The organism is Caballeronia temeraria (assembly GCF_001544795.2).
Taxonomy (GTDB): Bacteria; Pseudomonadota; Gammaproteobacteria; order Burkholderiales; family Burkholderiaceae; genus Caballeronia; species Caballeronia temeraria.
Map to the genome: position 1 here is coordinate 98,192 of NZ_FCOI02000018.1, position 26,379 is coordinate 124,570.

Here is a 26,379-nt window from a genome sequence, read left to right on the forward strand (position 1 = left end):
GCATCAGACGGTCGACCAATGCTATTGGGATGACGGGCAATGCCATTGCCCTTAGGGGCAGTTCGTTTCTCGGTGGGTAGCCATTGCCCCGAGGGGCAATGCCGTTGCCCAATATCCCTATGGTGCTCCCCAGCGTTGGCGTGAATGATTCTTAACGTCGTTCTTTCCAACAGGGGTAGAACATGTCCATGAAACGTAGCTGGCTGGCCGCTCTTGCCATCTTGGCTTTCAACGCGACTGTGACCGTGACGAGCGCCGCGCCCAACCCGGCGACCGACGCCACACGCAAGGCCAACCAGGCAGTCGCCGACTACCTGCCGTTTTCGAACACCCAGGACCTCGAGGACGTGCGGCGCGGCTTCATTGCCGATTTGCCGAGTGCAGTGATCAAAGGCAGCGCCGGCAACACCGTTATCGATCTCTCCCAATATGATTTTCTGCACCAGAGCGGCCCCGCTCCGGCCACGGTGAATCCCAGCCTATGGCGGCAGTCGGAACTGCTGTCGACGCGCGGACTCTTCAAGGTGATCGATGGTATCTATCAGGTGCGCAACATCGACCTCGCGAACATGACCTTCATTCGCGGAAAGACGGGCTGGGTCGTCATCGATCCGCTGACGTCGACCGAGACCGCGAAGGCCGCGCTCGATTTGGTCAACGACAAGGTTGAGCGTTTGCCCGTGACCGGCGTCATCTTCACGCATTCGCACGTCGATCACTTCGCGGGTATTCGGGCGGTCGTCGACGAAGCGGACGCGCGCTCAGGCAAGATACCGGTCGTCGCGCCCGAAGGTTTCATGGAAGAAGCCGTCAGCGAAAACGTCTTCGCCGGCAACGTGATGAGTCGGCGCGCGTCGTACATGTACGGCAATCTGCTGCCGAAGAATCCCGAAGGCACAGTCGGCGGTGGTCTCGGACTCACGACCGCGGCGGGCACCATCACGCTGTTCCCGCCGAACAAGATCATCGACAAGACCGGCGAGAAGATGACCATCGACGGCATCGACATCGTCTTCCAGATGGCGCCCGGCACCGAAGCACCCGCCGAGATGCTGTTCTACTTCCCGCAGTTCAAGGCAATCGACCTGGCCGAGGATGCCAATCACACGCTGCACAACCTCCTGACGCTGCGCGGCGCGAAAGTGCGCAGCGCGCAGAAATGGACGAGCACGCTCGACGAAACCATCGACATGTGGGGCAGCGACGCCGTCGTGTCTTTCGGCAGTCACCACTGGCCGCAGTGGGGCAATCAGCGCGTCGTCGAACATCTGGAGAAGCAGCGCGACCTATACAAGTACATCAACGACCAGGTGTTGCGCATGGCCAACCAGGGCTTGACGATGAACGAGATCGCCGAGCAGTTCAAGCTGCCCGACAGCCTCGCCAAGGAGTTCTACAACCGCGGCTATTACGGTGATCTCAAGCACAACGTACGCGCGACATACCAACTGTATCTCGGTTTCTGGGACGGCAACCCGGCGAACTTCAACCCGTATCCGCCGGCGGAAGAGGCCAAGAAGTACGTCGCCATGGTTGGCGCGGCCAAAATGATCGACACCGCGAAGGCCGCATACAGGCAAGGAGATTACCGCTGGGCTGCGACCGTTGCAAACGAGGTTGTCTTCGCCGATCCGCAGAATCGTGAGGCGCGCAGCGTCGAAGCAGACGCGCTGGAACAACTGGGCTATCAGGCGGAATCGGGACCGGCGCGCAACTTTTATCTATCGGGCGCGCAGGAGTTGCGCGGCGGTGTACAGAAGGCGGCGACCCCCAACACGAGTTCGCCCGACATCATTCGCGGCATGACGACGGATATGTTCCTCGACTTCCTGGCCATTCACCTCAACGGACCGCGAGCGGGCAACAAGTCATATGTCTACAATCTGAGCTTCCCTGACACGAAAGAGCAGTACGTGTTGACAGTGAAAAATGGGGTGATGAACTATCGAAAGAACAAGCAACTCGACAAGACGGACGGCACCGTCACGTTGAATCGCACAACGCTTGACGACATTGCCCTCGGAAAAATCAAGCTTGGCAATCTCGCCGAGAGCGGTCAGGTTAAGATCGATGGCGACTCGGCGAAGTTCAAGGACATGCTCGGAAACTTCGACAAGTTTGATTTCTGGTTCACGATCGCCGAGCCTTGATACGCGGGTGGTGTACTCCGCATTCGTGGGTCACGTTTCACGCGCCGCATTACGAAGATGCAGATGCCGCGCGTGAGAACCACTTCGTCTTGCACACGGCAGCCATACGAGAAATGCGCTGCCGCCGCCCTCTCTGGATTGAGATGTGATGGTACCCCCATGACTCTCGACGATCGTCCGCGCGATCGAAAGCCCCAGCCCCATGCCATGTGCTTTGGTCGTGAAAAAGGAGTCGAAAAGCTTCGATCGCATTGCTTCGGGGATGCCGTGACCGCGATCTGCGACCGTCAGTTTGACGCCGTGATCGGCAGACTGCGTCATTATCGTGAGAATGCGCTTCGAGTTTTCCGTTTCATGCATTGCGTCCATCGCATTCACTGAGAGATTCAGAAGCACCTGCTGAAGCTGAACCCGATCGCCGACGATACCAGGACACGCTGTGCCAAGCTCCGATTGGATCGCGATACGGCGGCGCCGAGCTTCAGGCGCCAACAATGTCAGGGTTTCGTCGACTGTCAGATTCAAGTTCAATTCGGCGAACTCGACGGGCTGCTTTCTCAGCAAATCGCGCAAGCGTTGTACAACCTGACTCGCGCGCACGGCATCACGGCGCACATCGGCGAGAATCTGCTGTAGCTCGAGCACTTCGGGCTCGCGATGCTCCAGAATGAAACCAGCCGCATCGGCGTTGCTCAGAATGGCACCTAGCGGTTGACCGACTTCGTGCGCAATCGAGGCGCTCAACTCACCGGCAGACGAGATGCGTGCGGCTCTGGCGAGTTCGTTGGCACGTACCGTTGCGGCTTCTTCGGCAACTCTTCGCTTGCGATGCTGCCAGAGCAAGGCGGCAATTGTTAAGGCTTGCAGCGCCACCACAGCAGCCACGAAGAGAACAGTGCCTCGATACTGATTCCAGAGAGACCGAGGCACATTGAGTTGTTCACAGTCCTCTGGAATCAGGGAAGGGCGAACCGCCAACCTGTCGGCCTGGCCCCTGTCCACGATGCAATGAGAACGTTCCGTCGGCAAAGTCGCGCCGTGGGGCGAGACCTTGCCAAGCAAGATGGATGCGGCGAGCTCGCCGGCGCGACGTCCGTTGTCCTCGTAGCTTATGACCGCACCGCCTAGCAGACCTTGATTCAGGTAAGTCGGATACCACCCGTAAATCGGAGCACGCGATGCACGTGCAATCGGAGCAACAACCTCGAACGGGAAGAAGGTTCGACCCTCGCGGTCGCGATACATCGTCGTGTAGAGGACCGCCGCGGCGAACGGATCAAGGTCACCCAGCCGGGTTTGCAGTTCCTTTAGGGTCAGTCCGCTCCATACGTTGACGTCCCATTTCCGGGATCGGCGGGAGCGAGCCGTCTGTTCGGCCAACCGTGCGGTGAAGTCGTCGAAAGCGCTGCTTCCTGCCACGATCACCAGGTGCGTCGCTTGCGGCTGGAGCGCTTCTGCAAGTGCGATTGTATTGTCCGCGTCAAAATGCCAGGCGATATAAGCGAAATCTGGAGGCATTCGAGCGACACGGCTTTCGTCGATGCTTGTGATCAGGATGGATGCCTTGGGCCAGATGTCCTTGTGATATCGCGTGGTGAACTCGAGCGCGAAGTCGGCGATGCCAATCACCAGATCGATTCGTTTGTTCTCGTACTTCTTTTTAAGGAGCGCGAGAAACTGCGGAGTCAAGTCGTTACGGTCGAATCGCAACTCGTCAAGAGAGTCGGTATAAAACTCGACGCCATCCGGTGCGGCTGCGGTCAGCGCGCTACGCAGCGCTCGAATTTGGATGGCTACCGCTGGCTGCGTAGGGTCGGCACCCGGAAGAATAACGACTCGCCACCGCTCGCCGGTATGGACGGCCGGGGAGAACAAGCCAAGAAGTAGAACTAGGCAGTACAGGCTCCAACGTCGCTGCAATTGTGCGGGGCAAAGCGAAGCAACGCGCCGTGTCGCAGTTCCCTCTGGCATATCAACTCCGAAAGTTGGCGAGCCGATTCGGTCGTACGCACAATCGGAGCAGCCTGCGGTTTTTTCATGTCCGATGATCGTACGACGTCCAATATAGCAAGAAGCTTACATTGACATACCAAGGAACGGGCCGTTGTCGAGGGCTGCGAAACCGTCATCGTCGATCGAGGCAGCGGCATGAATATCGGTTAGTCTTACTTGGTCGGGAATCGATTGTCGCAAAATTCCCACAAAGAACCGGGAGCTTTCAAAACGTCAACCGTAGAATCGAAGCACTTCGCCCAGTCACATGACCTCATGTCCGGTTCTTACAGTCTCCCCTTAGTCTTTCTATCGATCTTGCTGGCGACCGCGATGTCGTTCGTCGCTTTGCGCATGGTCGACGCGCGGTCTTCGCAGGTTCACGGGACCAACGCGGTTTGGGTCGCGGTCATCGCGCTGGTATTGGGCACGGGGATATGGTCGATGCATTTTGTCGGCATGCTGGCGTTCCGGTTGCCGGTACCCGTGGGCTTTGGCTTCACGACGACTTTGGCCTCGTGGGCGGCGGCGGTGCTCGTCTGCTGGCTAGGACTGACTTTTGTCACGCCACCCAATCCTTCGGGCGGTTCGGTGTTGGTCGGCGCGATGCTGATGGGCGTCGGCATCGCCGTCATGCATTATTCCGGCATGTCGGCCATGCAGATGAGCCCTCCAATTCGTTATAGGCCGGTCCTCGCCGCACTGTCCGTGATCATCGGGATGGCCGCGTCCTATGTGGCGCTTCGAATGGTCACGCAGTTGCGGGCGACCGAGCATGCCAAACGCGTGAAGCAAGTTGGCGCTGCGTGCGTGATGGGACTGGCGGTGTCCGGTTTGCACTATACGGCGATGGCCGCCGCGATATTCGCGCCCAACTGCATTAGCCGGGCCGCAACGGATTTCGACGAACGCGGCTTTGTATTCGAGATCTTCATCGCCATTCTTGCGGTGCTTGGCCTGGCGTTGATGGCGGCGCTGGTCCAGACCCGTAAGGAAGCGCGTATTCGTCAAAACGAGCAGTCGCGCGAACTGTCGCTGAGGTCAAACCAGTTGATGGCGAGCGAGCAGCGCTTCAAGGCAGCGCAGGAAGTCGCGGTTGATCCTTTTGTGATTTTGAAGGCCGTCCGTGCGGGAACCACCGTCGCAGATTTTTCATTCGACTATGCCAATCCCGCCGCACTTCGCTTTTGGGGCGTCACCGAGCGCGACGTTATCGGGCAGCGGTTCCTTAGCCGCTTCCCGAGCACACTGGCAAATGGTCTCTTTGCCGTCTATGCGCGTGTGCTGGCGGACGGCGTGCCGACGACGGTTGAACAGGAATACGTCGGGGACGGTATCTCAGGGTGGTTTCGCATCACCTGCGTCAGACTTTTCGACGGTGTTGCCATCACGTTTGCCGATATCACGGAGCGAAAGGCATTTGAAAAGCTCACCGCGATCATGCTTGACGAGCAAAGTCGGGCCCGTGAGCTTGCCGAGAAGGAAAATGTGACCAAAGACGCCTTCATTGCGGCAGTCAGCCACGAACTGCGTAATCCGCTCAATGTCGTTTTGTCGTGGGTAGAAGTGCTGAAGCGCACCGCGGCGAGCTCGCCCTCGACGATCGACAATGCGCTCCGAAGAATCGAAGACAGCACGAGGGCGCAAGCCCGTCTGGTGAACGACCTGCTGGACGCGTCTGCGGTAGCCCAAGGCAAAGTGCATCTGGCGACGCAGCCAGTAAATTTGGCGGAACTGGTTCGACTGAGCGTCGCGGACGCGGCGACCCTCGCCTCGAAGAACGGCATCACGGTGCGTCTTGAAACTGCGCACACCTGCGTGGTGGCGGGCGATGAACAGCGTCTTCGGCAGGTCTTGGCCAACGTGCTTCAAAACGCGGTGAAATTCTCGAATCACGGCGACGCTGTGACGGCGAGTGTCGAATGTCACGCGACACAGGCTACGATCGAGGTGAAGGACAACGGGATGGGCGTCGATGCCGCGGCGCTCCCGCACATCTTCGAGCGCTTCGCACAGGCAGACACGGCCGACCAAGGCAGATTTCGTGGCGGAGTAGGACTGGGTCTGGCAATCAGCAAGCGCCTCGTGGAGGCGCATGGTGGCACAATCGAGGCTTTCAGCAAAGGGCTGGGAATGGGCACAACGGTGAGAATTTCGTTGCCCGTCGCCGCGGACAGCCACGTCGGGGAAAAAGAGCGTTCCGCCAATTATTTTTAGGAGCGACGCTAGCCATCGCGGCTGCCAATCAGTCGTCGATAACTTTCGATTGCGATCAGCGGGGCGAGACCGTTGATGACCTGTGAATCACGGCGCGCCTGAACAGAATAGAGCTCTCGCTTACGCTGCAGCGAGCATCACCAGCGCGCAGTGGAAAAGCAGGCTTCGCGAATGCAATTCCGCGCGGTCGAATGCCTCTTCTTCGGTGCAGTAGGACCCAGCGCCTCGGAGGATGCAGGCCTCGGTCGGCGGTCGGAACGATTGCCTTTGCCGCGTAACCTCCGGATTCCGCCCAGACAAGCTGAGGTGGTTTCATGAGATTTTTTTTGGCACAGAACAGGCAACGCGAGGGGTCAGTCAGGAGTGAAGACGCGTCCGATGAGCTCATCGAAGGTTCTTCCGTCAGCAGCGGCGATCGCGACCACCATTTCCATGAATGCGGTCGTAGGAGCGAGTTCCCGGGCGAGCACGCGTGCCGTCCGAAGTGAGATCGAAGTGATCCTCGCCCCGTTTTCGTCGACGAGCTCGAATACGAATCGATGCAACTCGTCGGTCGATGATTCAGGGTCCGCCTCGTGCAAAATGATCCTTGCTGTAACATCCACGCGATTCCCCGGCGGTCTCTTTCGTTAGTCCGCGGTGCAAAAAATATTCCACTTGGAATTTGCGTTCATAAAATGCGGATCGGAATGAAAGAACTGAGCGATCCCCGCCTCAAAAATGAAAGCCGCCGTGCATCGATGCGATGATGAGTCGTCCCCGAGCAAACTTTCTGCTCGACGCTTTTAACCCTCGTTGGCGATTTTAGTTTTTTCGTTTCACGAGAAGTCGAGGGGAACCCCGACAGCGGGACGCGTCGTATTGCCGTTCTTTAGCATGTAGTTGCGCAAGGCGCGCAATAGGAGGTCCTTAATGACCTGATCACTCGCGCCGTCACCGGCTTTCAAAAACAGGTCGGAGAGGGCTGCGTCGGTGAGGGTGCCGATGCCCACGTGGCTATTCAAACGAAAGCCGAAGAGAATCCAGTCCCCTGCGGTTCTTTCATTAACAAGCCAGACGTCGTCCATTTCGTTCATAGCTGCTGCTCACACCGGACGAATATTTGGGCGTTGTGCGTCGTTGTCAGTTGCCGGTGGCTAGAACTGACCCCACGAAGCCTTCAAACGGTGCAGGGGTCGTTGTCGTTGACCAAATCTTTTAGACGAGATGCCCGTGCAGCAGCAGAGAAAACATCGCAGTATCAAGACGCTGCGACTTTGTTCCGGCCAGCGGCCTTCGCGCTGTACAGCGCCTCATCGGCGGCTCGGATCACGGTACTGACATCGCCTTCCTGCTCCGGTACCCAACTCGCGGTTCCAATGCTGGCGGTAACGCGCCCATATTCGCTAGCTGCGTGTTCGATCGCCAGTTCGCTGATCGCCGTGCGGATCGTCTCAGCAATCTGCACAGCGCCAGCGGGCGAGGTGTCGGGCAGCACAACCACGAATTCTTCGCCGCCGTAACGGGCCGCCGTATCAGCGGGCCGCCGGAGATTCCCGCTGATGCATCGCGCGATCGCGGCCAGCGCATCGTCGCCGGCCTGGTGGCCGTAGGTGTCGTTGTAGGCCTTGAACCGGTCGATGTCGACAAACAGCAGTGAGAGGGTACTGCGCGTGCGGCGCGCCCGGCGCCACTCCTGCTCAAGGATCTCACCGAGGGTGCGACGATTATTGAGGCCGGTCAGCCCGTCCGTTCTCGCGAGCATCTGCAGTTGTGACTCGGCGCGCATTCGGCGCCGCAACTGTGCTCCGAGCAGGACTGAAAGCAAGACGAATCCCAGACCGAGTGCGCCCGTCAGTGAGCCGATGATCAGCGCGCGCGTCCGCCACGCAGCATAAATATCCTGCTCGGCCTCGGCGACCATGATGATCAGCGGCACATCGGGCAGGTTCTTGAAATAGTAGAGCCGGCGCACGCCGTCGATCGACGCCGTTTCGGGAAACGTACCCTCCGGCGCGATGCGGAATCGCCGGAACGTCGCAGCCTGGCTGATGTCCCGGCCAATAATGCGCGCGTCGAACGGCTGGCGCATGACCATGATGCCGTCCTTGCCGATCAGCGACATCGAACCATGGGGCCCAAGCTTCAGACCGGCGAACAACTCGTGGAAATACTCAAGGTTAATGGCGATTACCACGATGCCGGCGAACGAGCCGTCCGGATTCGAGATGCGGCGCGTCAGCGCGATGCTAGCTGTGTTGCCGCGCAGGCGTGATGCGTACGGATCGCTCACGTACAGCCCGACGTTCGGGTGGTCGCGGTGGATCGTGAAGTATTCGCGATCGGCGAAGTTCCCATGTCGCGGCACGTCGCTCGCCGAATCCAGGACGACATTGCCTGCCGCATCCAACACCAGCATCGAGCCGAGAAACTGGGCTGTCATCGCGTGGTCGAACAGCACGCCGCGTCGCAAAGCTGGGGCTGCGGCCATGACGTCGGGGCGTTGCAGGCCTTGGATCACCGCCTGCAACGACAGGTCATACAACTCAAAATTGCGTTTGATGTCGCGCTCGGCGATGAGCCCCAGATTGCGTGAGGTTTCACGAGCGCGGTCAAGCGCATCCTGCCGACTTTGGTACAGCACCGTCGCGCACAGGCCAACCAGCAGCAGCGCGATGAGGGTTCCGCCAAGGACGATGGCATGGGGCGCTGATAACGCGTATTGAGTGAATCTGCTCGCTTGCCAGAGACGTTTCCTGTCTTCCTTCTCCACCGATTCTCCATGTCTCGGTCGACGTACGGACGGCTGCCCCCCAGTTCCGCCCATGATCGTCAGAGCACTGCCCAAGTACCAATGCGGCATCGACCGAAGTGCCGACCCGACGCCGCAATGGTGACTCGACATCCGCTGCGAGCCAAAAGCGTAAAGCACGGCACGCCACCGGATGGCCTCTCTCCGTTTATCGGCCTCGGTACAACGGACTTAACCCCGCAAAGCGGGGCTGCGTCGTGATACGAGCCAAAGCCTTAGCACATATTACCGACAGCCGTTGCCGGTCATGTCACTCAACCGGTGCGGCACGCTTAGGTCGCACCCAACAGGTTGCCGATGCCCGATGCGACGCCCATGGATAGCGCGCTCCAGAACATGACCCTGAGCATGCCCGGCATCAACGGTGCGCCGCCGGCCCGCGCTGCCAAGCCGCCCAGGGTCGCGAGAAAAAGCAACGAGGTTCCCGCGATGGCCGGAACGGTCCACCGATCCGGCGATATCGTCGTCACAACGAGGGGTAAGGACGCGCCCACTGCAAAACTGGATGCGGAAGAAAGCGCCGCCTGCAAAGGCTTAGCTGTGGTGATCTCAGTTATGCCGAGTTCGTCGCGGGCATGCGCGCCAAGCGCGTCGTGCGCCATCAGTGCGTGGGCGACCTCGTCGGCAAGCCCTCGCTCGAGCCCTCGCCGCTCGTATATTGCCGCCAGCTCACGATGCTCGTGGGGGCCATCGTTTTCGAGCTCTGCCTTTTCCTCAGCCAGCGCGGCCCTCTCGGTGTCGGCTTGTGACGATACTGAAACGTATTCACCGGTCGCCATCGACATTGCTCCAGCGATAAGTCCTGCCACGCCGGTAAGCAATAAATTTCCGTGAGAAGCGTGCGCCGATGCGACACCGATGATCAGGCTGGCCGTCGAAATGATGCCGTCATTCGCACCAAGGACCGCCGCTCGGAGCCAACCGATTGACTTTATCTTGTGAGATTCCCGATGTCCTCTCGTCATGTTTCCGGATCTGTGTTAGTTGTCGACTCGTGGTTCACGTGCTGTGCTCAGGGTAACATTCGACGCACCACGCCATCGCGGAGAACAAAGTGATGGAACAATGTCGCCGCAACATGAAGGCAGATGAGCCCGGCAGCATCCATGCGAGGATGCCATGGACGTCTCCCATCCGGTGACCAAATGGCGAGCCAGTTGCGGAAAGGCTCGGATAGGGACGATCTATCCCTGCCGATCTGACAGTCCACGGCGATAATGCATTGATCCATCCCAGCAGCAGGACTGCCACGAGCGCTGCATAAAGCAAAAAATGAGTGGTTGTGCCGAGCGGATAGCCCGCGTTATTGACGAGCGGTGGGCTGGCGGCTAGCGGACGTTTTGGACAATCATCGGAGGGCGTTCAGCCCCACGCGGCATCGAACAGCCCAATCTGGACGTAAGTCAGATGGACAAAGTCACGCAGCAAGACGCCGCGATTGTCGAACAGGCCTCGGCGGCGGCGCACGTCGGCGGGGAGGATATTGGCTCTTTCGACGGATACGAGAGCCCTGAGGCTCTAGAGGAGGCCGCGCGGGAAACGGGCACGTACCCGGACCGTGGAAGTGTATTAGGCCGTCCAAGTCGAGCACGAGGAGGAATAATGGAACAAGAAAAAGACCAGCCGGTGATCCTGCGTATATACCGCCTCCCGAGCGGCCTATGGGGCGGTCGGCTCTCGGCGGGGGAAGATGACATTGGCGAGTTAGGGGCTTTTCCGTCCACGAAGGAGGTCGAGCAGGCCGCCGCGGATACCGGCCTTTACCCCGATCGTGTAGAGATAGAAGAGGACTAGTACACCTGCCCCCCACCACAGCAAATCGGCTCGCCTCCAGGCTCGTTTGACGTTGCCATAACGCCGTCGTGTCGCTCCAACGTTTTTCTGAATGGCGCCTGCGTAGTAGTGGACGGCCTTTTAATAAGGTCACGAAGAGTCCGTCATCCCGTCATCCCGTCATCTGGCAGGTGCGACCGTTGTGTATGCGTCCTGCGTGAGACGCTACCTGCTTCGCAAAATGCGCGAAAACGCACTTCGAAGAGCGCAGGTAGCATTCATGGTTCACGCCGCTACGCGATGCTTCCGGATGAGTTGAACAGCCACTGCAGCGGTGCAGGCAACCACAACAGCGCTGACGAGGAAAACGGCGCGAAGGCCGGCGTGGCCGCCCACCCATCCGAGAGCGGGACTGCCAACGGCCATCGCGACATCGAGAAAAACGGTGTAGACGCCCATCGCCATGCCGCGGTTTTTGGGCGTAATCCCTCGGACCGCTTCGACGCCTAGCCCCGGATAGACGAGCGAATAGCCGAAGCCTGCAAGCGCTGCCCCTGCGGAGGCCAGCAACGTGGTCTGCGCCAACCACATGAGCAGCAAGCCCGTCGCCTGAACGATGACGAATATCGCAGCAACTCTCGCCCCTCCAAACCGGTCAGGAAGATGCCCTGCCGTCGCGCGTGCCGCGATCAGTGCGACACCGAAGGCGGTAAAGGCCATCCACACCGGCTGCCAGTGCATGTCGGTGAAAAAAAGCGAGCCGAACGCCAGGATCGCGCAGTAACCAATACTCGCGAGCGCTGCTCCCAGACCGTCCTGCGACGACACCGACGACGAACGGGCTAAACCCCAAATCGTTGATGACATGCAAGGGCAGTACGGGGAGCGCGACGCCAATGATAATGAAGCCGGCGAGAACGGCGGTCATCACCGGAATCAGCGTCGCAACAACGGAATGCACGGCAGCTTCCGCCGGCGGTGACTTGGACAAGGGCCTACATCCTGTAGCCGGGTTGCTTGTACAGCGTTTCAGGCCGTGCCTCGATGTCCGGTCCATAAACTTCATCCTTCCATCGGTCCGACATGACTTCTTCGAAGCCCACTGAGACGGACTCCTCTCCATAGCCGAGAATGTCCATCACATCGCGAGTGATGGACTCGGCCAGCCGACGCTTTTGCTGCTCCGTCTTCCCAGGCCACGCTTTGACGATGACATGAGGCATGATTTTTCTCTCCAATGGTCGAACCGACCGGGCAGGCGAGAAGTGCGCGCCGGGTCGACAGCGCTCAATACGCTTGACTGGTAGGGCGGAAGAGCACTTCGTTGATGTCCACGTCTTCGGGCTGGCCAATCGCAAAGGCGATCACGCGCGCAAACGAGCTGGCCGGAATCGCCTTTTCATACGTCTTGGCCATACCCGCGGCGATGTCCTGGTCGGTGATCGTGTCGATCAGTTCAGTCGCGACCGCTCCAGGCGAAACGATGGTCGTGCGGATGTTCCAGGGTTTGACTTCCTGGCGAAGTCCTTCCGAAATCGCCCGTACTGCCCACTTCGTACCGGCGTAGACTGCGCCTCCTGGGCCGACCTTATGGCCAGCGACAGACGAGACGTTGATGATCTGGCCGCCTTTCTGCGCCTGCATGTGGGGCAGCGCAGCGCCGATACCGTACAGCACGCCCTTGATATTGACGTCGATCATCCGGTCCCACTCGTCGATCTTCAGCTTGTCGAGCATTGAGCTCGGCATCAGACCGGCGTTGTTGAGAAGAACGTCGATGCGGCCGTGCAGTTCGACCGCGCGATCGACCAGCGCCTTGACCTGATTGCGATCGGTCACGTCGGTCTGCAGGATGGCCTTTTCATCGAGTCCCAGTTCGCTCGCCAATCCCTTGAGTCGATCAAGGCGACGCGCGCCGAGGACAACCGTGGCGCCTTCCTTTGCGAGATGACGCGCGGTCTCTGCACCGAGCCCGCTGCTGGCGCCGGTAATGACGACCACTTTGCCGTTGATGTTTTCACTCATCGCTATTTCCTCGTGAGATTCTGATGATGTCGATCATGTTGCTCGCTTCGAAAATACATCCTTGAACACGGGCATCGCGGAGAAGACGTTCGGCCAGCCCGCGTAAAAAGCGAGCTGCGTGAGGACCTCGGACGCCCCATCCTTGGTGAGCCCGTTGTCCATCGCGCGGTTGAGGTGATACGGGATCTGCGCGACCTGACCGTTCGCCACGAGGGCGCTTACCGTCACAAGACTTCGGTCGCGCGGTGCAAGTCCCGGACGCAGCCACAGGTCCCGGAAGAGGGCGTCAGTCGTGTACTGAACAACGCCCGGGGCGACGGAGCCAAAATTATCATTGACCGTCTTCGCACGCTGTTGCTCTGCGGCTTCGTTCAGCGGCAGCGGTGCAACGTCGGCGGACGACAATTGGTCCGCACCGATGCCACGTTCATCGAAGACTTGCTTGACGGCCGTTGACGCGGCGGTGGCATTCGCCCATCCCGAATAGAAAGCGAGATGCGCGATCATTTCGGAGATCTCCGCTGGCTTCACGCCGTTGTCGAGCGCGCGTCGAAGGTGGAACGGCGTCTCGATGGTCTGGTTGCGGGCGATGAGCACGGCGAGCGTCACGATGCTCCGGTCGCGCGGGGAGAGTTGCGGCCGCTTCCAGAGACCGTCGAGCACGATTTGGCTCGTGTAACGCTCGAAAGCCGGAGAAACCGACTTGAGCTCGTTGGGTGATAGCGGTTCTTGCATAGATTCCTCCCTTTCATGCGCACAAGCGGACATGAGCAGCGCTGCGCACGTAACTGCCACTGCGCACGTAACTGCACCTACACGCGCAAAACGGCGCGTCTTCAGGTCACGGTTTGCAATATTGCTCATCGGTGACCTGTTCAAGCCAGTTGACGTTTTTACTATCGAGAGCCTCTTGGAGCGCGATGTGCGTCATTCCGGTGGTGGACGTGGCGCCATGCCAATGCTTCACACCCGCCGGGATCGACACCACGTCGCCTGCGGCGATCTCCTGCCTTTCGTCGCCCCACGCTTGTATCCATCCCCTGCCGGACGTGACAATCAAGGTCTGTCCAAGCGGATGGGTGTGCCACGCTGTCCGCGCGCCTTGCTCAAACGTCACCCGTCCCCCGGACACGCGCGATGGCGCTTTGGGCTGAAAGAGAGGATCGATGCGTACCTGACCAGCGAAGCGTTGGGTGCTTCCGGACACCGATGGCTGCGAGCCGCTATGCGCGATCGTGATCGGCTCAGAGCCGCTGTCAGCGGCGCGGGCTGCCAATGACAAAGAGACGACGACCGAGGCGATGAGTGCGGCGCGCCACATTACTTCTCGCCGCTGCCGAGGTATTGCTTGTCGGTCACCTTTTCCAGCCACTCAACGTTTTTGCCATCGAGCGCTTCCTGAATCGCGATATGCGTCATCGCGGTCGTCGACGTGGCGCCGTGCCAGTGCTTGTGGCCCGGCGGGCACCAGATCACGTCGCCAGCACGAATTTCCACGCGCGACTCGCCCTCGCATTGTGTCCACCCGCATCCCGCCGTCACCACTAACGTCTGGCCGAGCGGGTGCGTATGCCACGCCGTGCGCGCACCAGGTTCGAACGTCACGCTTGCGCACGAGACCCGCGCGGGAGGCGGCGGAGCGTTCAGCGGATCAATCCGCACCGTGCCCGTGAACCATTCGTCCGGCCCCTTCATTGAAGGCTGAGAGCCTGCGCGCTTCAGTTCCATGGTCGTTCCTTGTCGAAGTCGTTAAGGCATATGCCCACCGACGTTAATCTACTCGCTGGCCATTGATGCGACTAGATGGCAATATCGGGATGCCCTTATGCATGGGAGCATGAATTGAAGGAAGATTTCAACGATCTGGTCGGTTTCATGACGGTCGCCCGCGAGCGCAACTTCACGCGGGCGGCGGCGCAGTTGGGCGTCTCGCAATCAGCATTGAGTCGTACAGTAGCCGCCCTTGAAAAACGGATGGGCCTGCAGTTGTTGATGCGCACAACTCGCAGCGTAGCTCCGACAGACGCGGGCGAGCGGTTGCTTTCGGCGATCGCACCTCGCTTTGAAGAGATTGCGGCAGAGGTGGACTCGTTGCGCGCGATGACGAATCGGCCTGCGGGAACAGTGAGAATCACCACCACGGACTACGCGGCGAACGCGCATGTATGGCCTCGGTTGCAGCCGCTGCTGCGCCAGTATCCGGAACTGCACATTGAACTGGTGAACGATTACGGATTAGCTGACATCGTTGCAGACCGATATGACATCGGCGTGCGGCTCGGCGACCAGGTCGCCAAAGACATGGTCGCAGTGCGTATTGCGCCCGATATGACGATGGCGATCGTCGCGTCACCGTCATATTTGGAAGCAAGGCCGCCCGCCAAAACACCACAGGAGCTCACGCTGCACAACTGCATCAATCTCAGGTTGCCGACAAGGAACGCCCTGCTTCCTTGGGAATTGCGAAAGGGACGGCGCGAATTGCAGGTTTGGGTGGAAGGGCAACTCACCTTCAATAACGTCTATCAGATGGTCGACGCATCGCTTGCCGGCTTTGGGCTCGCCTACGTGCCCCAGGACCTTGTCGAGGAGCATGTGCGTGGAGGGCGTCTTCGATGGGTGTTGGAAGACTGGTTTCCTACATTCGTCGGGCATCACGTCTATTACCCGAGTCGCCGCAAATCCTCGCGGGCGGTTGAGCTTGTTGTCGACGCATTGAAGACGGGTTATCAGCCGCGAGTGCGATGACCGACCGATACCTCGGAACCGGCCTATGGCCGCAAGTCGTCTCCGCCCGCTTGCCAGCAGCGTCCGCCGAGAATCCACCAACCACCCACAGCCAACATCGCGGCGTCAACAGCGTGACGAAGGCCGTGCCGGCCAGTCAGTTGCCGCTCACGCGAGCGGCCGAACGCGGCGCGAGGTCGCCGCGCTTACGAACGGTTAGTCGCTGATCACTTGCTCGATCCGTTCCGGATGGACCGAACATCGGCCCGACCGCTGCGAGCATCGATGCCTCAGTCGGCCAGCGACGCGCTATCAATGACGAAGCGATACTTCACATCGCCTTTTAGCATGCGCTCGTAGGCGTCGTTGATCTCGTCCGCGCGGATCATCTCGATGTCCGAGACGATGCCGTGCTCGGCGCAGAAATCGAGCATCTCCTGCGTCTCAGGGATGCCGCCGATCATTGAACCGGCGAGGCTTCGCCGTTTCATAATCAGGTTGAAGACCTGCGGGGACGGGTGCGGTGAAGCTGGCGCACCCACCAACGTCATGCTGCCGTCGCGCTTCAAAAGCGCAAGAAACGCATCAAGATCATGCGGCGCTGCAACCGTGTTAAGGATGAAGTCGAGGCTCGCTGCATGCGCGGCCAATTCATCGGCGTTGCGCGACACCACCGCCTCATGCGCGCCGAGCGCTCTCGCTGCGTCCCGCTTCGACTCCGAAGTGGTGAATGCCACCACATGCGCGCCCATTGCATTGGCCAGTTTAATGCCCATATGGCCGAGCCCGCCGATACCGACGATGCCGACCTTGTGCCCCGGTCCGACTTTCCAATGGCGCAACGGGGACCAGGTCGTTATACCCGCGCATAGCAGCGGCGCGACCGCGGCGAGTTGCGCTGCGTTGTGCCGGATCCGCAGAACGTAGCGTTCATGCACCACAATCTGTTGCGAATAGCCGCCCAGCGTATGGCCGGGAGCGTCGGCCGTCGGTCCGTTATAAGTGGGGACCATGTGGTCGCAATAATTTTCCAGCCCTTCATTGCAATCCGCGCAGTGCTGGCAGCTGTCCACCATGCAACCGACCCCGACCAGATCACCTTCCTTGAAGCCGGAAACATGTTCGCCGACCGCCGACACCCGGCCGACGATTTCATGTCCTGGCACACAAGGAAACAGCGTGCCGGCCCACTCGGCGCGTACCTGATGAATGTCCGAATGGCAAACGCCACAATAGGCGATGTCGATCTTCACATCGTGCGGGCCCGCTATGCGACGGACGATGTCCATCGATTCGAGAGGTTTGTCGCCGGCATAGGCGCCATATGCTTTTACAGTCACGTTGAATCCTTGAGAGCGATTGTTTACTCGGACGAAGTCGTGTCGGAGGGAGGAGAGGATCGCGGTCTGGACCGTCGCGCCGCGCGCCTTTAGCGCATGATGAATCCGCCATCCACCGAAATCGACTGCCCCGTCACGTAGCTTGCCGCCGAGCTGCACAGCCACAGCACTGCGTCGGCGATCTCATCCGGGCGGCCATGTCGGCGCATTGGGATGCCTTCTACCATTGCGTCCAGTGCTTCCTTCTGGCCAGAGTCAGCCATTTGTTGCGCCATCGGGGTCCAGATCAGGCCAGGGCACACAGCGTTGACGCGGATGCCCCGCGTGGCGTATTCCAGTGCCGCACTCTTGGTCAGGCCGAGAACGCCATGCTTGGCCGCGTGATACGTGCCTCGCTCAGCACCACCCACCAGGCCGCCAAGCGAAGAGCAGTTGACAATGGCGCCGCTGCCCTGCTGACGCATGTGTGTCAGCTCGTACTTCATACAGGCCCAGGTACCGCGCAGGTTGACCGAGTTCACGCGGTCAAAGTCCTCGGGTGTGGCGTCAGCGGTTTCCGCGAGGGCATTCTGGATACCGGCGTTGTTGAAGGCCACATCAAGGCGACCGAACGCGGAAACCGTTTCCTTGACCATCGCCTCGACCTGCTCGAGTTCTGCCACGTTGCAACCGATACCAATGGCCTTGTATCCGGCCGCTACGATCTCATCTGCGGCTGCCCGCGCACCGTCCTTGTTCACATCCGCCAAAGCGACAGCAGCGCCTGACTGCGCGAATGCCTTGGCGGTCGCGAGGCCAATGCCCGACGCGGCGCCGGTCACGAGTGCGACCTGGTTCTCGAAGGAGATTTTCATGATGTCATTTCCGTAGTAAGAGGAATGGTCTGGATACCGATGGCCCACGGCCAGGCTTTCTTTTCCGAGCCTCGCCTATTGGTTGTACGGGCAGACGATTTGCCGACTTGGCATGTCAGGCACTTTAGATGGCCGTGCGAACGTGCGGTAGGCGGCAGAATTGGCATGGCACCATAAAATGTGTTCATGAATGCGGCAGGATGCGCTGCCGACCGTACAATATGGGAAGCCCCATAAATCGGTCTCATCAATGCCGCGCGACAGTTTCAGCGATCTTCTGGCCTTCATCGCCGTTGCCCGCGCACGCAGCTTCACGCGCGCGGCGGCCCGGCTTCGGGTGACACAACCCGCCTTGAGCTTCACGGTCCGGGCGTTGGAAGAAAGGCTGGGCGTCAGCCTGCTCGTCAGGAGCACGCGCGGCGTCTCGCCGACCGAGGCAGGCCAACGTCTGCTGAGTCGTCTGGCTCCCGAGTTCGACGGGATTGAGTCCGAGATTCAAGCGCTTGCTGAACTTCGGGACGAGCCCATGGGAACGATCCGGATCAGCGCCATCGATTACGCCATCAGGAGCACGCTTTGGCCCAAACTAGCGACGTTCCTTCCCAGGTTCCCCAAGATCAAGGTCGAGTTGACCAACGAATATGAGCGCGTCGATATTGTCGAGCGCGGCTACGACGCCGGTGTCCGGTTCGGCCAGGAACTGGCTCAGGACATGATTTCAGTGCAGATCGGCCCGGACGTTCGCAACACGGTCGTGGGATCGAAGTCGTACTTCGCAGGGCGGTCGCGACCCAGGACACCCGGCGACCTCACAGAACACGTCTGCATTAATTTGCGAACGTCCACGTATGGCGGCCTCTACGAATGGGAGTTCTCAAAGGGAAAGCGCAGGCTGAATGCCCGGGTGGAGGGAACGGTCACCTTCAACAACGCCTATGACATCTTCGAGGCGGCCAAGGGGGGCTTCGGGTTAGCCTATTTGCCAGAAGACATGGTCCGGCCCCGCGTCTCGGATGGGCAGCTTATCTCCGTACTGGAGGATTGGTGCCCGGTGTGGCCCGGATTCCATCTTTATTATCCGAACCGGCGCCAGCCTTCACGCGCGATGACTTTGTTGGTCGAAGCGTTGCGCTATCGACCATAACGGCGGAGTCCCTTGCATGTCTGGTGACAAAATCAGCGACATACAGGCTTTTCTCCAAGTCGCCCGGGAACGTAGCTTTACCCGCGCAGCCGCTCAACTCGGCGTATCTCAATCAGCGCTTAGCCATACCATTCGAGCCCTGGAGGCGCGGCTAGGGCTGCGTCTATTAACACGCACCACCCGGAGTGTAGCGCCGACGGAGGCAGGAGAACGCTTGATTCAGAGAGTAGTCCCTCGATTTGAGGCGATCGCAGAGGAGCTGGCGTCGTTCGAAGAGCTACGCGACAAACCCGCTGGAACTGTACGCATCACAACCCCTGATTTCGCTGCAAACACGATTCTTTGGCCTAAGCTGTCCAAGCTTCAACCGAAGTATCCCAAACTCAAGATCGAGGTTGCGATTGAGCCCGGACTCACCGACATTGTGGCTGATCGCTTTGATGCGGGCGTTCGTTTCGGCGATCAGATATCCAAGGGCATGACGGCGGTTCGTATCTCGCCGGACATTCGCATGGTGATTGTCGGTGCGCCTTCCTACCTGAAAGGGCGTCCGCTGCCGAGGACCCCGTCGGACCTGACCGCGCACGAGTGCATCAACATGCGCTTCTCGGTGCGTGGCGGGGAGTACGCGTGGGAACTCAAGAAGGGCAAACGAAACCTGCAGGTGCGGGTTCAAGGTCCGTGGACTTTCAACAGCATCTACCCGGTTATTGACGCCGCGCTGGCGGGATTCGGCCTCGCATATATGCCCGAAGAACTTGCGCTGCCCCACATCCGGAGCGGCCGGCTTCAAACCGTACTTAAAGACTGGTGCCCGACCTTCCCAGGCCTCCATTTGTTCTTCGCCAGCCAGCGTCAATCGTCGCCGGCACTTTCGCTCGTCGTTGAGGCGCTCCGCTATCGACGCTAAGTCGGACGGATACAGCAAGAACTGCAGAGAGGACGCGATGAAACTGTTGTGGGAGCAAGCTCCGCCAGCCTGCGGCTCGGTTGACGTGCGGTACTCTGTGACCGCTTCGGGCCGAGCGTGGGAGTTGGGCGATAGCAAAGCGCCACTCCATGACTCCGGTCCGCCGATGTCCGTAGTCAGTCAGGATGCTGACGCACGTTCGAGCGCGTAAGCTCCGTTTTGGTCGCTATTTGCCGGTCGTCGAAGTCGACACTGTTACCCTTTAGCAGAAGTCCTTGCTAACCGTTGTCAACCCACCAAGCAGATGCGACATATCGACGAGTCGTTGGGCCACCAGGTGACGGACTTCCCCTTCGCATTGCCATGTGCCGTACACCGCGAGCAAGGCCGCGCCCAACGCTTCCCGTCGTTGCTTCTCGAGCAACGACGGCCATACGATGACGTTGACGTTGCCCGTCTCATCCTCGAGCGTGACGAACATGACGCCTTTCGCGGTGCCGGGCCGCTGCCGTACGGTCACAAGCCCACAGCCCCGTGCAAGACGGCCGTTTCGATATGTTCGCAAGGTCGAAGCCGGCATGAGCCGTTGTTCAAGCAGCGCCGGCCGCAAGAGCGACAGCGGATGGCGTCCGAGTGTCAGTCCCGCCGTGTTGTAGTCGCTCACGATCTCCTGCGCTTCCGACGGGGCACCGAGCGTCGGCGTTTCATCGTCGATTCGCGTGTCGGCCAGGATGTCGCGGTCGGGCACCGCGGCCGCAGACTGCCACAACGCTTCACGACGGTTTCCTGCAAGTGACCGAAGCGCGTTCGCTGCCGCGAGCACCTGCAGGTCGCGGTGATCGAGCTGCGCGCGGCGTGCTAAATCGCTCACGCTTGCGAACGGCTTCACGGCGCGTGCCGTTTCGATCCGCTCGGCGGCGCCCTCGCGCATGCCCTTGAGCAACGAAAGGCCGAGTCTGACGAGCGGCTGGTCGTGGCCGGATCGCTTCTCGAGCACAGAATCCCATCCGCTCACGGTCACGTCGATCGGCGCCATTTCGACGCCGTGACGCCGCGCGTCCTGCACGAGTTGAGAGGGCGAGTAAAAGCCCATCGGCTGAGAGTTGAGCATGGCGGCCAGAAACGCGGCGGGCTCATGGCACTTGAGCCAGCTGCTCGCATAGACGAGGAGCGCAAAGCTCGCCGCATGACTCTCCGGAAAGCCATACTCACCGAATCCCTTGATCTGCTCGAAGATGGCTTCCGCGAAGGCCTTGTCGTAACCGCGCGCCTGCATGCCGTTGACGATGCGATCGTAGTATTGCTGCAGCCCGCCCTTGCGCTTCCATGCCGCCATCGCGCGCCGTAGCTGATCGGCTTCGCCCGGTGTGAAGCCTGCGGCCAGGATCGCCACCTGCATTACCTGCTCCTGGAAGATCGGCACGCCGAGCGTGCGGCCCAGCGCGATTTCCAGTTCCTTGCTGGGATACGTAACCGGTTCCAGTTTCTGACGCCGCCGCAGATAGGGGTGGACGGCGCCGCCCTGAATCGGCCCCGGCCGCACGATCGCGACCTCGATCACGAGATCGTAAAACTCTCTGGGCTGCATGCGCGGCAGCATGCTCATCTGGGCGCGCGACTCGATCTGAAAGACACCGACCGTGTCGGCGCGGGAGATCATCTCGTAGGTGGCCGCATCCTCCGCCGGGATGTCCTGCATTTCGAAACGCTCGCCGCGTTGCTCAGAGACGATATCGAGCGTGCGTCGAATCGCCGACAGCATGCCGAGCGCGAGCACGTCGATTTTCAGCAAACCAAGCGCTTCGAGGTCGTCCTTATCCCACTGGATGGCGCTGCGGTCCGGCATTGCCGCGTTCTCGACCGGCACGAGTCGCGTGAGCTTGCCACGACTGATGACAAAGCCCCCGGAGTGCTGCGACAGATGCCGCGGAAAGTTGAGGATCTGCGCCGCCAAGTTCGCCCACATGGCAATCAGCGGATTGGCAGGATCGAGCCCCGATTCTTCGAAGCGACGCAGCAGATCCTGCGAGTGATCGAACCACTGATGGCTCTTCGCGACCTTGTCGATGATCTGCGGATCGATGCCGAGCGCCTTGCCGGTTTCCCGAAGTGCGCCCCGCGGACGGTAGGTCGAGACCGCCGCGGCGATAGCCGCGCGGTCACGCCCGTACTTCCAGTAAATGTACTGGATGACCTCTTCGCGCCGTTGATGTTCGAAGTCGACATCGATGTCGGGCGGCTCACCGCGCTCCTTGCTGATGAAGCGCTCGAACAGCATGTTGCCGCGCGATGGATCGACTTCTGTTACGCCCAAGCAATAACACACCGCGCTGTTCGCCGCCGATCCGCGGCCCTGACAGAGGATGTGCTGACTACGCGCGAAGCGCACGATGTCATAGACGGTGAGGAAGTACGCTTCGTAACGCAGCTCGCGAATGAGCTGCAGCTCATGCTCGATTTGTTGCTGCACGTTGTGTGGCACGCCAGCAGGGAAGCGCCGGTGTGCACCGATATAAGCCTCTTGTCGGAGATAGGCTTCGTGCGTGTAGCCGTCGGGGACCAGTTTGTCGGGATACTCGTAGCGCAGTTCATCAAGCGAAAAGGTGCAGCGCGCCAGCACCCTTAACGTCTCGGCAATCGCATGCGGCGGATACAGGTTAGCGAGCCGTAAGCGAGAACGCAGATGCTGCTCGGCATTGGGCGCAAGCTCATAGCCGCATTCGGCCACGGGCTTGCCGACGCGAATCGCCGTCATGGTGTCTTGCAGGGGCTTACGCGAGCGCACATGCATGACGACGTTGCCGGTCGCCACGACCGGGATGCCGGTCCGCAATGCGACCTGTTCAACGATGCCTCGATGGATGTCGTCCATCGCGCGCTGATGCAGCGTGACCCCGACCCACGCACGCGCCGGAAAGGTCTGGCGCAGCCAGTCGACCTGCGCAGTCAGCGTCTCTTCATTCGCCGGAAAGTCCGACACCAGGATCGCGAGGCAGTTTTGAACGCCCTCCAGATGCGCGTACTTCGGTTCGGGCCGTGCGAGATCGTCGGGTGTCAGCAGGTAGCTGCCCTTGGCCGCCCACATGCGCGCAAGCGTAATGAGTTCGCACAGGTTGCCGTAACCGTCACGGTTTTGGGCGAGCAAGATCAGGCCAAACGCGGGGCCAAGAGTGGGGCCAGATGCAGTACCAGCAGCGGGGCGGTTTTTGGGACCGCTATCCGCACCATGACACGCATGGACCAGACGAAAGTACGAACCGATGATGAGCGGCAGCTTCTCTTCCTTGGCCTGGACATGCGCGCGCACGACGCCCGCGACCGAACACTCGTCGGTGATGGCCAGTCCCGCGTAACCGAGTTGCGACGCACGCAGCACCAGCTCTTCGCCGTGCGACGCGCCGTGCAGGAAAGAGAAGTTGGTGAACGCGAAAAGCTCCGCGTAGTCAGGCAGGGCCGATGAGAGAAAGTCCACGGCAACACCTGCTTAACCGAACAGTCCGTGGAGAAACCAGCGCGTTTCCTCGGTCTTGACGCTCGGCCGTTCGCGATAGATCCAGTAGCAGCTTTTGTCATCGGCTTCCGCGACAAAATAATCGCGCGTCACCAGCGCGCCGTCATGCCATCCGGCCTCAATCCGTTCGCCGGTCGAAACGAGTTTGAGCGGCGATCCGTAGAACGGACGATGATTCTTGACCATCAACCGCAAGGGCGCCTGCAAGAGCCACGTCGGTCGCGGCAGATCATCAGGCGCGGGGGGCGTCTTCGGGTTGCTTTGCACGGGCACCCACTGATTGGCGTGTTCCGGGCGATGATCGGGCGCGGGCGCGGGCCGCAGAACATTTTCGGCGCCCAGGCGTGCCGCCAGCAGCTCCAGCAGCCGGTTATGGTCTTGCGCTGAGCCACCGGGCTCGGGAAATAGCGAATCGCTCGGCGGCTCGGCCGCTCGCACTTCTGAGGCCGTTAGCCGCACGGCGATGACCGCGGCTTCGAGTTCCGTGCGCCCGAGTCGCTCCTTCAAGAGACGCACCAGGTGCTCTTCGTGCCAGGTGGGCTCAGCGAGCGCGATCTCAATCAGCGTCGGTTCGATGGCCTGGCGTCCGCGTTCATGTTCGAGCGTGATCGTCGCGTGCGTGAGCGCGAGTTGCTGGGCGGTGAGCCACCCGCAGAGCTGCACGACGAGTCGTCGCGCGGAAAAGAGGATGGCTTCGGCGTGCTCGACGCGATCAGGCAGCTCAACGCGTGCGCTGAAGGTCGGCGGCAGTTCGAGCCATTCGTGCAGTTCAGGCGCCAGGCCATAGGCCCGGTCCAGGGAATCGAGTAGGTCCACGCCACATCTCTTCTTTAAACCTGCACGGGGCAGGCGTTGGATATCACTCAGGACGCGGCAGCCCAGTCCGTTAAACCAGTCGGCGAACGGGCGCAGCTCCGGCACGGCCATGAAGGGCAAGGCGCCCAGGTGACGTTCGAGCGAACGCATCTTGAGCACCCGCCGGCGGCCGGCCTTGGCGAGCAGCCACGCACCGCGGCCGGTGGGCGCGACGCTCATGCGCGCGGTAACGCCAATGATCTTGACGACGTCCTTGATGGTCCTGCACACGCGCAGGATGCCGCCGAAGAGTCGCAAGCTCGCGGTGACGTCCACAACGATGGTTTCTTCTTCGCACACCGCCACCTGTGGCGAGAAACGCAGCAGCGCGATCGCCACCTCGCGCTGCATCTCGTGTTCGCGTGCGGCGCTCCGGTCGAACATCAGCGCCTGCGGCGCGAGCGTCGTGACCCCGCCGCGTTTCATCCCCACTCGCACGCCCGCGTCTGCCGCCGCCGCATCGAGCACGATGACTTTATCGCGCTCGAGTACCACGCACCCGTGCTCAAAAGGAGGTGACCACCTCGGTCTGAACATCTCCAGCGAAAGCCGGGGCAAGTGAATGGCGACGAACACGGCCATAGGGACTCAGCAAGATCGGCGACGGTTGTAGGGTGACGGTCAATGGCTCCGTGCGGTTGGGGCCGCGTCGTTTAATCACGTCGACCGCGATCCCGCCCTCTGCCGGTCTCACGCCAAGCCGTAGGGTCGCCGGCGACGCATCCTGGGCGCTGGCAAGCGGCCGCAGCAGAATCAGCAACGTCTCGGTCGCCTGAGCGGCCAGATGCAAGCGTCGCAATGCCTCGGAGCGGATGTGCTGTTGCCAAAAGAGCAGGGCGCCGCAACTTCCGGCCTGCAGCACGCGCTCCGCGGACCACAAGGCGTCCGCCGTTTTCGAGGCGCGCAGCCACATCAGCTTGTCCAGCGGTACGCCCAGGTACGAGAACGCCAGCGCATTCGGGACATGCGGCGCCTGCAGCAGCACGACGGGCCGCCGAGCGTCTTGCGCCACGCGGGCAAGCGCCGGACGCATCAGACGCATTTCGCCAATGCCCGGCTGCTGAACCAGCAGTTCCACGAGCGCGCCGAGCGGCCAGCCACCGCCGGGCAGTTCCGCTGACAACGCCGCGTAACCGGTGTCGACGGTCTTCCCGGAGGCACGGGCCAACTGCGAACCGAGCCACAACCCCGGATGAATGGCTTCGACATGTTTGGGCAGGGCGGCCATTTTGCATAAGTACTGTATGTATGTACAGTACTTTACCTTGAAATTCGCATCGCGGTATCGCGCCCTTTTTCGGCGCCGTGGGCGGGGCGGCCGATGATGCTGCCGGCGATGCCTTGAGAAAATAGACGCACAAGCAGGGCGGATCGGTAACAAATCCGTGGGCGGCCCACTCACCCCGCGGGCCGAATGCGAAGAACATGTTGATTCCGGCGTCTGCGTCCGCAAGTGCTGTGGTGTAGGCGTGAGCGCTACGGCGGCGAGATTTTGCGCGGAGGCCACCGCTGAAAGCGGTATTGCTAGCCGAGCTCTCGCGGCACTGCTCGTGCGGGCCAGTCTATGAAGCTTTGCGAGCAAGATAGGTAGTTGCGTTTGAATGATGGATCGTATCGGGCGTACGCTCGAAGTCGCGACCCGTTCCCTACCGTTGGCTGCCAAGTGCCGGTGGGTGCCGAGCACTGCGCAACGCGTTACGAAACAGAGCAAAGGGCGAAACAAAACGACGTATGACCGGATCTGATATCAACGAAGTGTCGAATGCATCGGACGCACGCGCGGAACTGCTGTGCTTCCTGGTCGCGACCGTGGCGGCTTCCCATTCGCTGACATGCGAATGGCGCGTCGATAATCTCGTGGAAAGCTGCCGCATCTGGCTGCGACGCAATCGCCTGTGGATGGACTGGCTCGAGCGCGTGCGCCTCGGCCAGCTAGCGCTCAAGATCGCCCAACGCGACCTGAAGGGCGCCGGCATCGCGGTGCGCCAGTCGAATGTCCAGGCGCTTTTTACGGGCGACATGCAACTGAACTATTCGTGCACCGTCATCAAGAAGATGCTGGCGCTGTGCAAAGAAGCGCTCTGACGTCC

Annotated in this window: 23 protein-coding genes and 1 pseudogene; 7 read left to right on the forward strand and 17 right to left on the reverse strand. The window is 60.6% G+C overall.

What is annotated here, in order from left to right; translation table 11 throughout:
* Window positions 1-182 precede the first annotated feature (182 nt).
* Window positions 183-2,150: an alkyl/aryl-sulfatase gene (locus AWB76_RS24115; RefSeq protein WP_061162650.1), complete on the forward strand. Its 1,968-nt coding sequence runs from the start codon at window positions 183-185 to the stop codon at window positions 2,148-2,150.
* Window positions 2,151-2,180: 30 nt separating this feature from the next.
* On the opposite strand, the gene AWB76_RS24120 is transcribed toward AWB76_RS24115, so the two are convergent.
* Window positions 2,181-4,121 (reverse strand): sensor histidine kinase, encoded by a 1,941-nt coding sequence (locus tag AWB76_RS24120; protein ID WP_082864518.1) that lies wholly within the window; start codon window positions 4,119-4,121, stop codon window positions 2,181-2,183.
* A 354-nt stretch (window positions 4,122-4,475) separates the two neighbouring features.
* Here AWB76_RS24120 and AWB76_RS24125 point away from each other — a divergent pair, with 354 nt between their 5' ends.
* Complete coding sequence (locus AWB76_RS24125) at window positions 4,476-6,359, forward strand: MHYT domain-containing protein (protein ID WP_167357782.1); 1,884 nt, start codon at window positions 4,476-4,478, stop codon at window positions 6,357-6,359.
* A 353-nt stretch (window positions 6,360-6,712) separates the two neighbouring features.
* On the opposite strand, the gene AWB76_RS24130 is transcribed toward AWB76_RS24125, so the two are convergent.
* From AWB76_RS24130 to AWB76_RS42285, 5 genes and pseudogenes are all read right to left on the reverse strand, one after another.
* Window positions 6,713-6,964, reverse strand: coding sequence for a hypothetical protein (locus AWB76_RS24130; RefSeq protein ID WP_061162653.1), 252 nt, complete (start codon window positions 6,962-6,964; stop codon window positions 6,713-6,715).
* 213 nt (window positions 6,965-7,177) lie between these two features.
* Window positions 7,178-7,435 (reverse strand): hypothetical protein, encoded by a 258-nt coding sequence (locus AWB76_RS24135; RefSeq protein WP_061162654.1) that lies wholly within the window; start codon window positions 7,433-7,435, stop codon window positions 7,178-7,180.
* Window positions 7,436-7,599: 164 nt separating this feature from the next.
* The gene (locus AWB76_RS24140; RefSeq protein WP_374729949.1) at window positions 7,600-9,036 is read right to left on the reverse strand and encodes a sensor domain-containing diguanylate cyclase; all 1,437 of its coding nucleotides are present in this window, start codon (window positions 9,034-9,036) and stop codon (window positions 7,600-7,602) included.
* Between the two features lie 386 nt (window positions 9,037-9,422).
* Window positions 9,423-10,115: a VIT1/CCC1 transporter family protein gene (locus AWB76_RS24145; RefSeq protein ID WP_061162656.1), complete on the reverse strand. Its 693-nt coding sequence runs from the start codon at window positions 10,113-10,115 to the stop codon at window positions 9,423-9,425.
* Between the two features lie 47 nt (window positions 10,116-10,162).
* Window positions 10,163-10,440, reverse strand: a pseudogene (locus tag AWB76_RS42285) (cytochrome b); the annotation flags it as partial.
* Between the two features lie 117 nt (window positions 10,441-10,557).
* Here AWB76_RS42285 and AWB76_RS43090 point away from each other — a divergent pair.
* Complete coding sequence (locus AWB76_RS43090; RefSeq protein WP_061162657.1) at window positions 10,558-10,944, forward strand: hypothetical protein; 387 nt, start codon at window positions 10,558-10,560, stop codon at window positions 10,942-10,944.
* A 264-nt stretch (window positions 10,945-11,208) separates the two neighbouring features.
* Here the strand turns inward: AWB76_RS43090 and AWB76_RS24155 are convergent, their stop codons facing one another.
* From AWB76_RS24155 to AWB76_RS24180, 6 genes are all read right to left on the reverse strand, one after another.
* Window positions 11,209-11,790 carry an MFS transporter gene (locus tag AWB76_RS24155; RefSeq protein WP_244173436.1) on the reverse strand — a complete coding sequence of 194 codons (582 nt, stop codon included), beginning with the start codon at window positions 11,788-11,790 and terminating at the stop codon, window positions 11,209-11,211.
* Between the two features lie 128 nt (window positions 11,791-11,918).
* Window positions 11,919-12,146, reverse strand: a complete 228-nt coding sequence (locus AWB76_RS24160) for a tautomerase family protein (protein ID WP_061162659.1) — start codon at window positions 12,144-12,146, stop codon at window positions 11,919-11,921.
* Between the two features lie 64 nt (window positions 12,147-12,210).
* The gene (locus tag AWB76_RS24165) at window positions 12,211-12,948 is read right to left on the reverse strand and encodes an SDR family oxidoreductase (protein WP_061162660.1); all 738 of its coding nucleotides are present in this window, start codon (window positions 12,946-12,948) and stop codon (window positions 12,211-12,213) included.
* Window positions 12,949-12,981: 33 nt separating this feature from the next.
* The gene (locus AWB76_RS24170) at window positions 12,982-13,683 is read right to left on the reverse strand and encodes a carboxymuconolactone decarboxylase family protein (protein WP_244173437.1); all 702 of its coding nucleotides are present in this window, start codon (window positions 13,681-13,683) and stop codon (window positions 12,982-12,984) included.
* A gap of 106 nt (window positions 13,684-13,789) precedes the next feature.
* Window positions 13,790-14,269 carry a (R)-mandelonitrile lyase gene (locus AWB76_RS24175; protein ID WP_061162662.1) on the reverse strand — a complete coding sequence of 160 codons (480 nt, stop codon included), beginning with the start codon at window positions 14,267-14,269 and terminating at the stop codon, window positions 13,790-13,792.
* Window positions 14,269-14,676 carry a (R)-mandelonitrile lyase gene (locus AWB76_RS24180; RefSeq protein WP_061162663.1) on the reverse strand — a complete coding sequence of 136 codons (408 nt, stop codon included), beginning with the start codon at window positions 14,674-14,676 and terminating at the stop codon, window positions 14,269-14,271. Before AWB76_RS24180 ends, AWB76_RS24175 begins: the two co-directional genes overlap by 1 nt.
* 75 nt (window positions 14,677-14,751) lie before the next feature.
* On the opposite strand from AWB76_RS24180, the gene AWB76_RS24185 reads away from it, so the two are divergent.
* The gene (locus AWB76_RS24185; RefSeq protein WP_061162664.1) at window positions 14,752-15,696 is read left to right on the forward strand and encodes a LysR family transcriptional regulator; all 945 of its coding nucleotides are present in this window, start codon (window positions 14,752-14,754) and stop codon (window positions 15,694-15,696) included.
* Between the two features lie 269 nt (window positions 15,697-15,965).
* Here the strand turns inward: AWB76_RS24185 and AWB76_RS24190 are convergent, their stop codons facing one another.
* Together AWB76_RS24190 and AWB76_RS24195 are read right to left on the reverse strand one after the other, a co-directional pair.
* Window positions 15,966-17,015 carry an NAD(P)-dependent alcohol dehydrogenase gene (locus tag AWB76_RS24190; RefSeq protein WP_061162665.1) on the reverse strand — a complete coding sequence of 350 codons (1,050 nt, stop codon included), beginning with the start codon at window positions 17,013-17,015 and terminating at the stop codon, window positions 15,966-15,968.
* Between the two features lie 89 nt (window positions 17,016-17,104).
* Window positions 17,105-17,869: an SDR family NAD(P)-dependent oxidoreductase gene (locus AWB76_RS24195; RefSeq protein WP_061162666.1), complete on the reverse strand. Its 765-nt coding sequence runs from the start codon at window positions 17,867-17,869 to the stop codon at window positions 17,105-17,107.
* A gap of 250 nt (window positions 17,870-18,119) precedes the next feature.
* Between AWB76_RS24195 and AWB76_RS24200 the strand changes: the two genes are divergently transcribed.
* Entirely contained in the window at window positions 18,120-19,013 is an 894-nt protein-coding gene (locus AWB76_RS24200) for a LysR family transcriptional regulator (RefSeq protein ID WP_061162667.1), read from the forward strand.
* A gap of 16 nt (window positions 19,014-19,029) precedes the next feature.
* Window positions 19,030-19,923, forward strand: a complete 894-nt coding sequence (locus AWB76_RS24205; protein ID WP_061162668.1) for a LysR family transcriptional regulator — start codon at window positions 19,030-19,032, stop codon at window positions 19,921-19,923.
* Between the two features lie 262 nt (window positions 19,924-20,185).
* Here the strand turns inward: AWB76_RS24205 and AWB76_RS24210 are convergent, their stop codons facing one another.
* Genes AWB76_RS24210 through imuA form a run of 3 tightly spaced genes read right to left on the reverse strand, consistent with a single transcriptional unit; the run spans window position 20,186 to window position 25,517 of the window.
* The gene (locus AWB76_RS24210) at window positions 20,186-23,395 is read right to left on the reverse strand and encodes an error-prone DNA polymerase (RefSeq protein ID WP_061162669.1); all 3,210 of its coding nucleotides are present in this window, start codon (window positions 23,393-23,395) and stop codon (window positions 20,186-20,188) included.
* Window positions 23,396-23,407: 12 nt separating this feature from the next.
* Window positions 23,408-24,871, reverse strand: a complete 1,464-nt coding sequence (locus AWB76_RS24215) for a Y-family DNA polymerase (RefSeq protein WP_208606603.1) — start codon at window positions 24,869-24,871, stop codon at window positions 23,408-23,410.
* Window positions 24,795-25,517, reverse strand: a complete 723-nt coding sequence (gene imuA / locus AWB76_RS24220) for a translesion DNA synthesis-associated protein ImuA (RefSeq protein ID WP_061162670.1) — start codon at window positions 25,515-25,517, stop codon at window positions 24,795-24,797. Before imuA ends, AWB76_RS24215 begins: the two co-directional genes overlap by 77 nt.
* A gap of 503 nt (window positions 25,518-26,020) precedes the next feature.
* Here imuA and AWB76_RS24225 point away from each other — a divergent pair.
* Window positions 26,021-26,374, forward strand: a complete 354-nt coding sequence (locus tag AWB76_RS24225; RefSeq protein ID WP_061162671.1) for a hypothetical protein — start codon at window positions 26,021-26,023, stop codon at window positions 26,372-26,374.
* Window positions 26,375-26,379 lie beyond the last annotated feature (5 nt).

What these genes read in the sequence shown, in the direction of transcription:
- AWB76_RS24115 (WP_061162650.1), top strand. Translation starts at nt 183, where the DNA reads ATGTCCATGAAACGTAGCTGGCTGGCCGCTCTTGCCATCTTGGCTTTC.
- AWB76_RS24120 (WP_082864518.1), bottom strand. Translation starts at nt 4,121, where the DNA reads ATGCCAGAGGGAACTGCGACACGGCGCGTTGCTTCGCTTTGCCCCGCA.
- AWB76_RS24125 (WP_167357782.1), top strand. Translation starts at nt 4,476, where the DNA reads ATGTCGTTCGTCGCTTTGCGCATGGTCGACGCGCGGTCTTCGCAGGTT.
- AWB76_RS24135 (WP_061162654.1), bottom strand. Translation starts at nt 7,435, where the DNA reads ATGAACGAAATGGACGACGTCTGGCTTGTTAATGAAAGAACCGCAGGG.
- AWB76_RS24145 (WP_061162656.1), bottom strand. Translation starts at nt 10,115, where the DNA reads ATGACGAGAGGACATCGGGAATCTCACAAGATAAAGTCAATCGGTTGG.
- AWB76_RS43090 (WP_061162657.1), top strand. Translation starts at nt 10,558, where the DNA reads ATGGACAAAGTCACGCAGCAAGACGCCGCGATTGTCGAACAGGCCTCG.
- AWB76_RS24155 (WP_244173436.1), bottom strand. Translation starts at nt 11,790, where the DNA reads ATGTCATCAACGATTTGGGGTTTAGCCCGTTCGTCGTCGGTGTCGTCG.
- AWB76_RS24160 (WP_061162659.1), bottom strand. Translation starts at nt 12,146, where the DNA reads ATGCCTCATGTCATCGTCAAAGCGTGGCCTGGGAAGACGGAGCAGCAA.
- AWB76_RS24165 (WP_061162660.1), bottom strand. Translation starts at nt 12,948, where the DNA reads ATGAGTGAAAACATCAACGGCAAAGTGGTCGTCATTACCGGCGCCAGC.
- AWB76_RS24170 (WP_244173437.1), bottom strand. Translation starts at nt 13,683, where the DNA reads ATGCAAGAACCGCTATCACCCAACGAGCTCAAGTCGGTTTCTCCGGCT.
- AWB76_RS24175 (WP_061162662.1), bottom strand. Translation starts at nt 14,269, where the DNA reads ATGTGGCGCGCCGCACTCATCGCCTCGGTCGTCGTCTCTTTGTCATTG.
- AWB76_RS24180 (WP_061162663.1), bottom strand. Translation starts at nt 14,676, where the DNA reads ATGGAACTGAAGCGCGCAGGCTCTCAGCCTTCAATGAAGGGGCCGGAC.
- AWB76_RS24185 (WP_061162664.1), top strand. Translation starts at nt 14,752, where the DNA reads ATGGCAATATCGGGATGCCCTTATGCATGGGAGCATGAATTGAAGGAA.
- AWB76_RS24195 (WP_061162666.1), bottom strand. Translation starts at nt 17,869, where the DNA reads ATGAAAATCTCCTTCGAGAACCAGGTCGCACTCGTGACCGGCGCCGCG.
- AWB76_RS24200 (WP_061162667.1), top strand. Translation starts at nt 18,120, where the DNA reads ATGCCGCGCGACAGTTTCAGCGATCTTCTGGCCTTCATCGCCGTTGCC.
- AWB76_RS24205 (WP_061162668.1), top strand. Translation starts at nt 19,030, where the DNA reads ATGTCTGGTGACAAAATCAGCGACATACAGGCTTTTCTCCAAGTCGCC.
- AWB76_RS24215 (WP_208606603.1), bottom strand. Translation starts at nt 24,871, where the DNA reads ATGGCCGTGTTCGTCGCCATTCACTTGCCCCGGCTTTCGCTGGAGATG.
- imuA (WP_061162670.1), bottom strand. Translation starts at nt 25,517, where the DNA reads ATGGCCGCCCTGCCCAAACATGTCGAAGCCATTCATCCGGGGTTGTGG.
- AWB76_RS24225 (WP_061162671.1), top strand. Translation starts at nt 26,021, where the DNA reads ATGACCGGATCTGATATCAACGAAGTGTCGAATGCATCGGACGCACGC.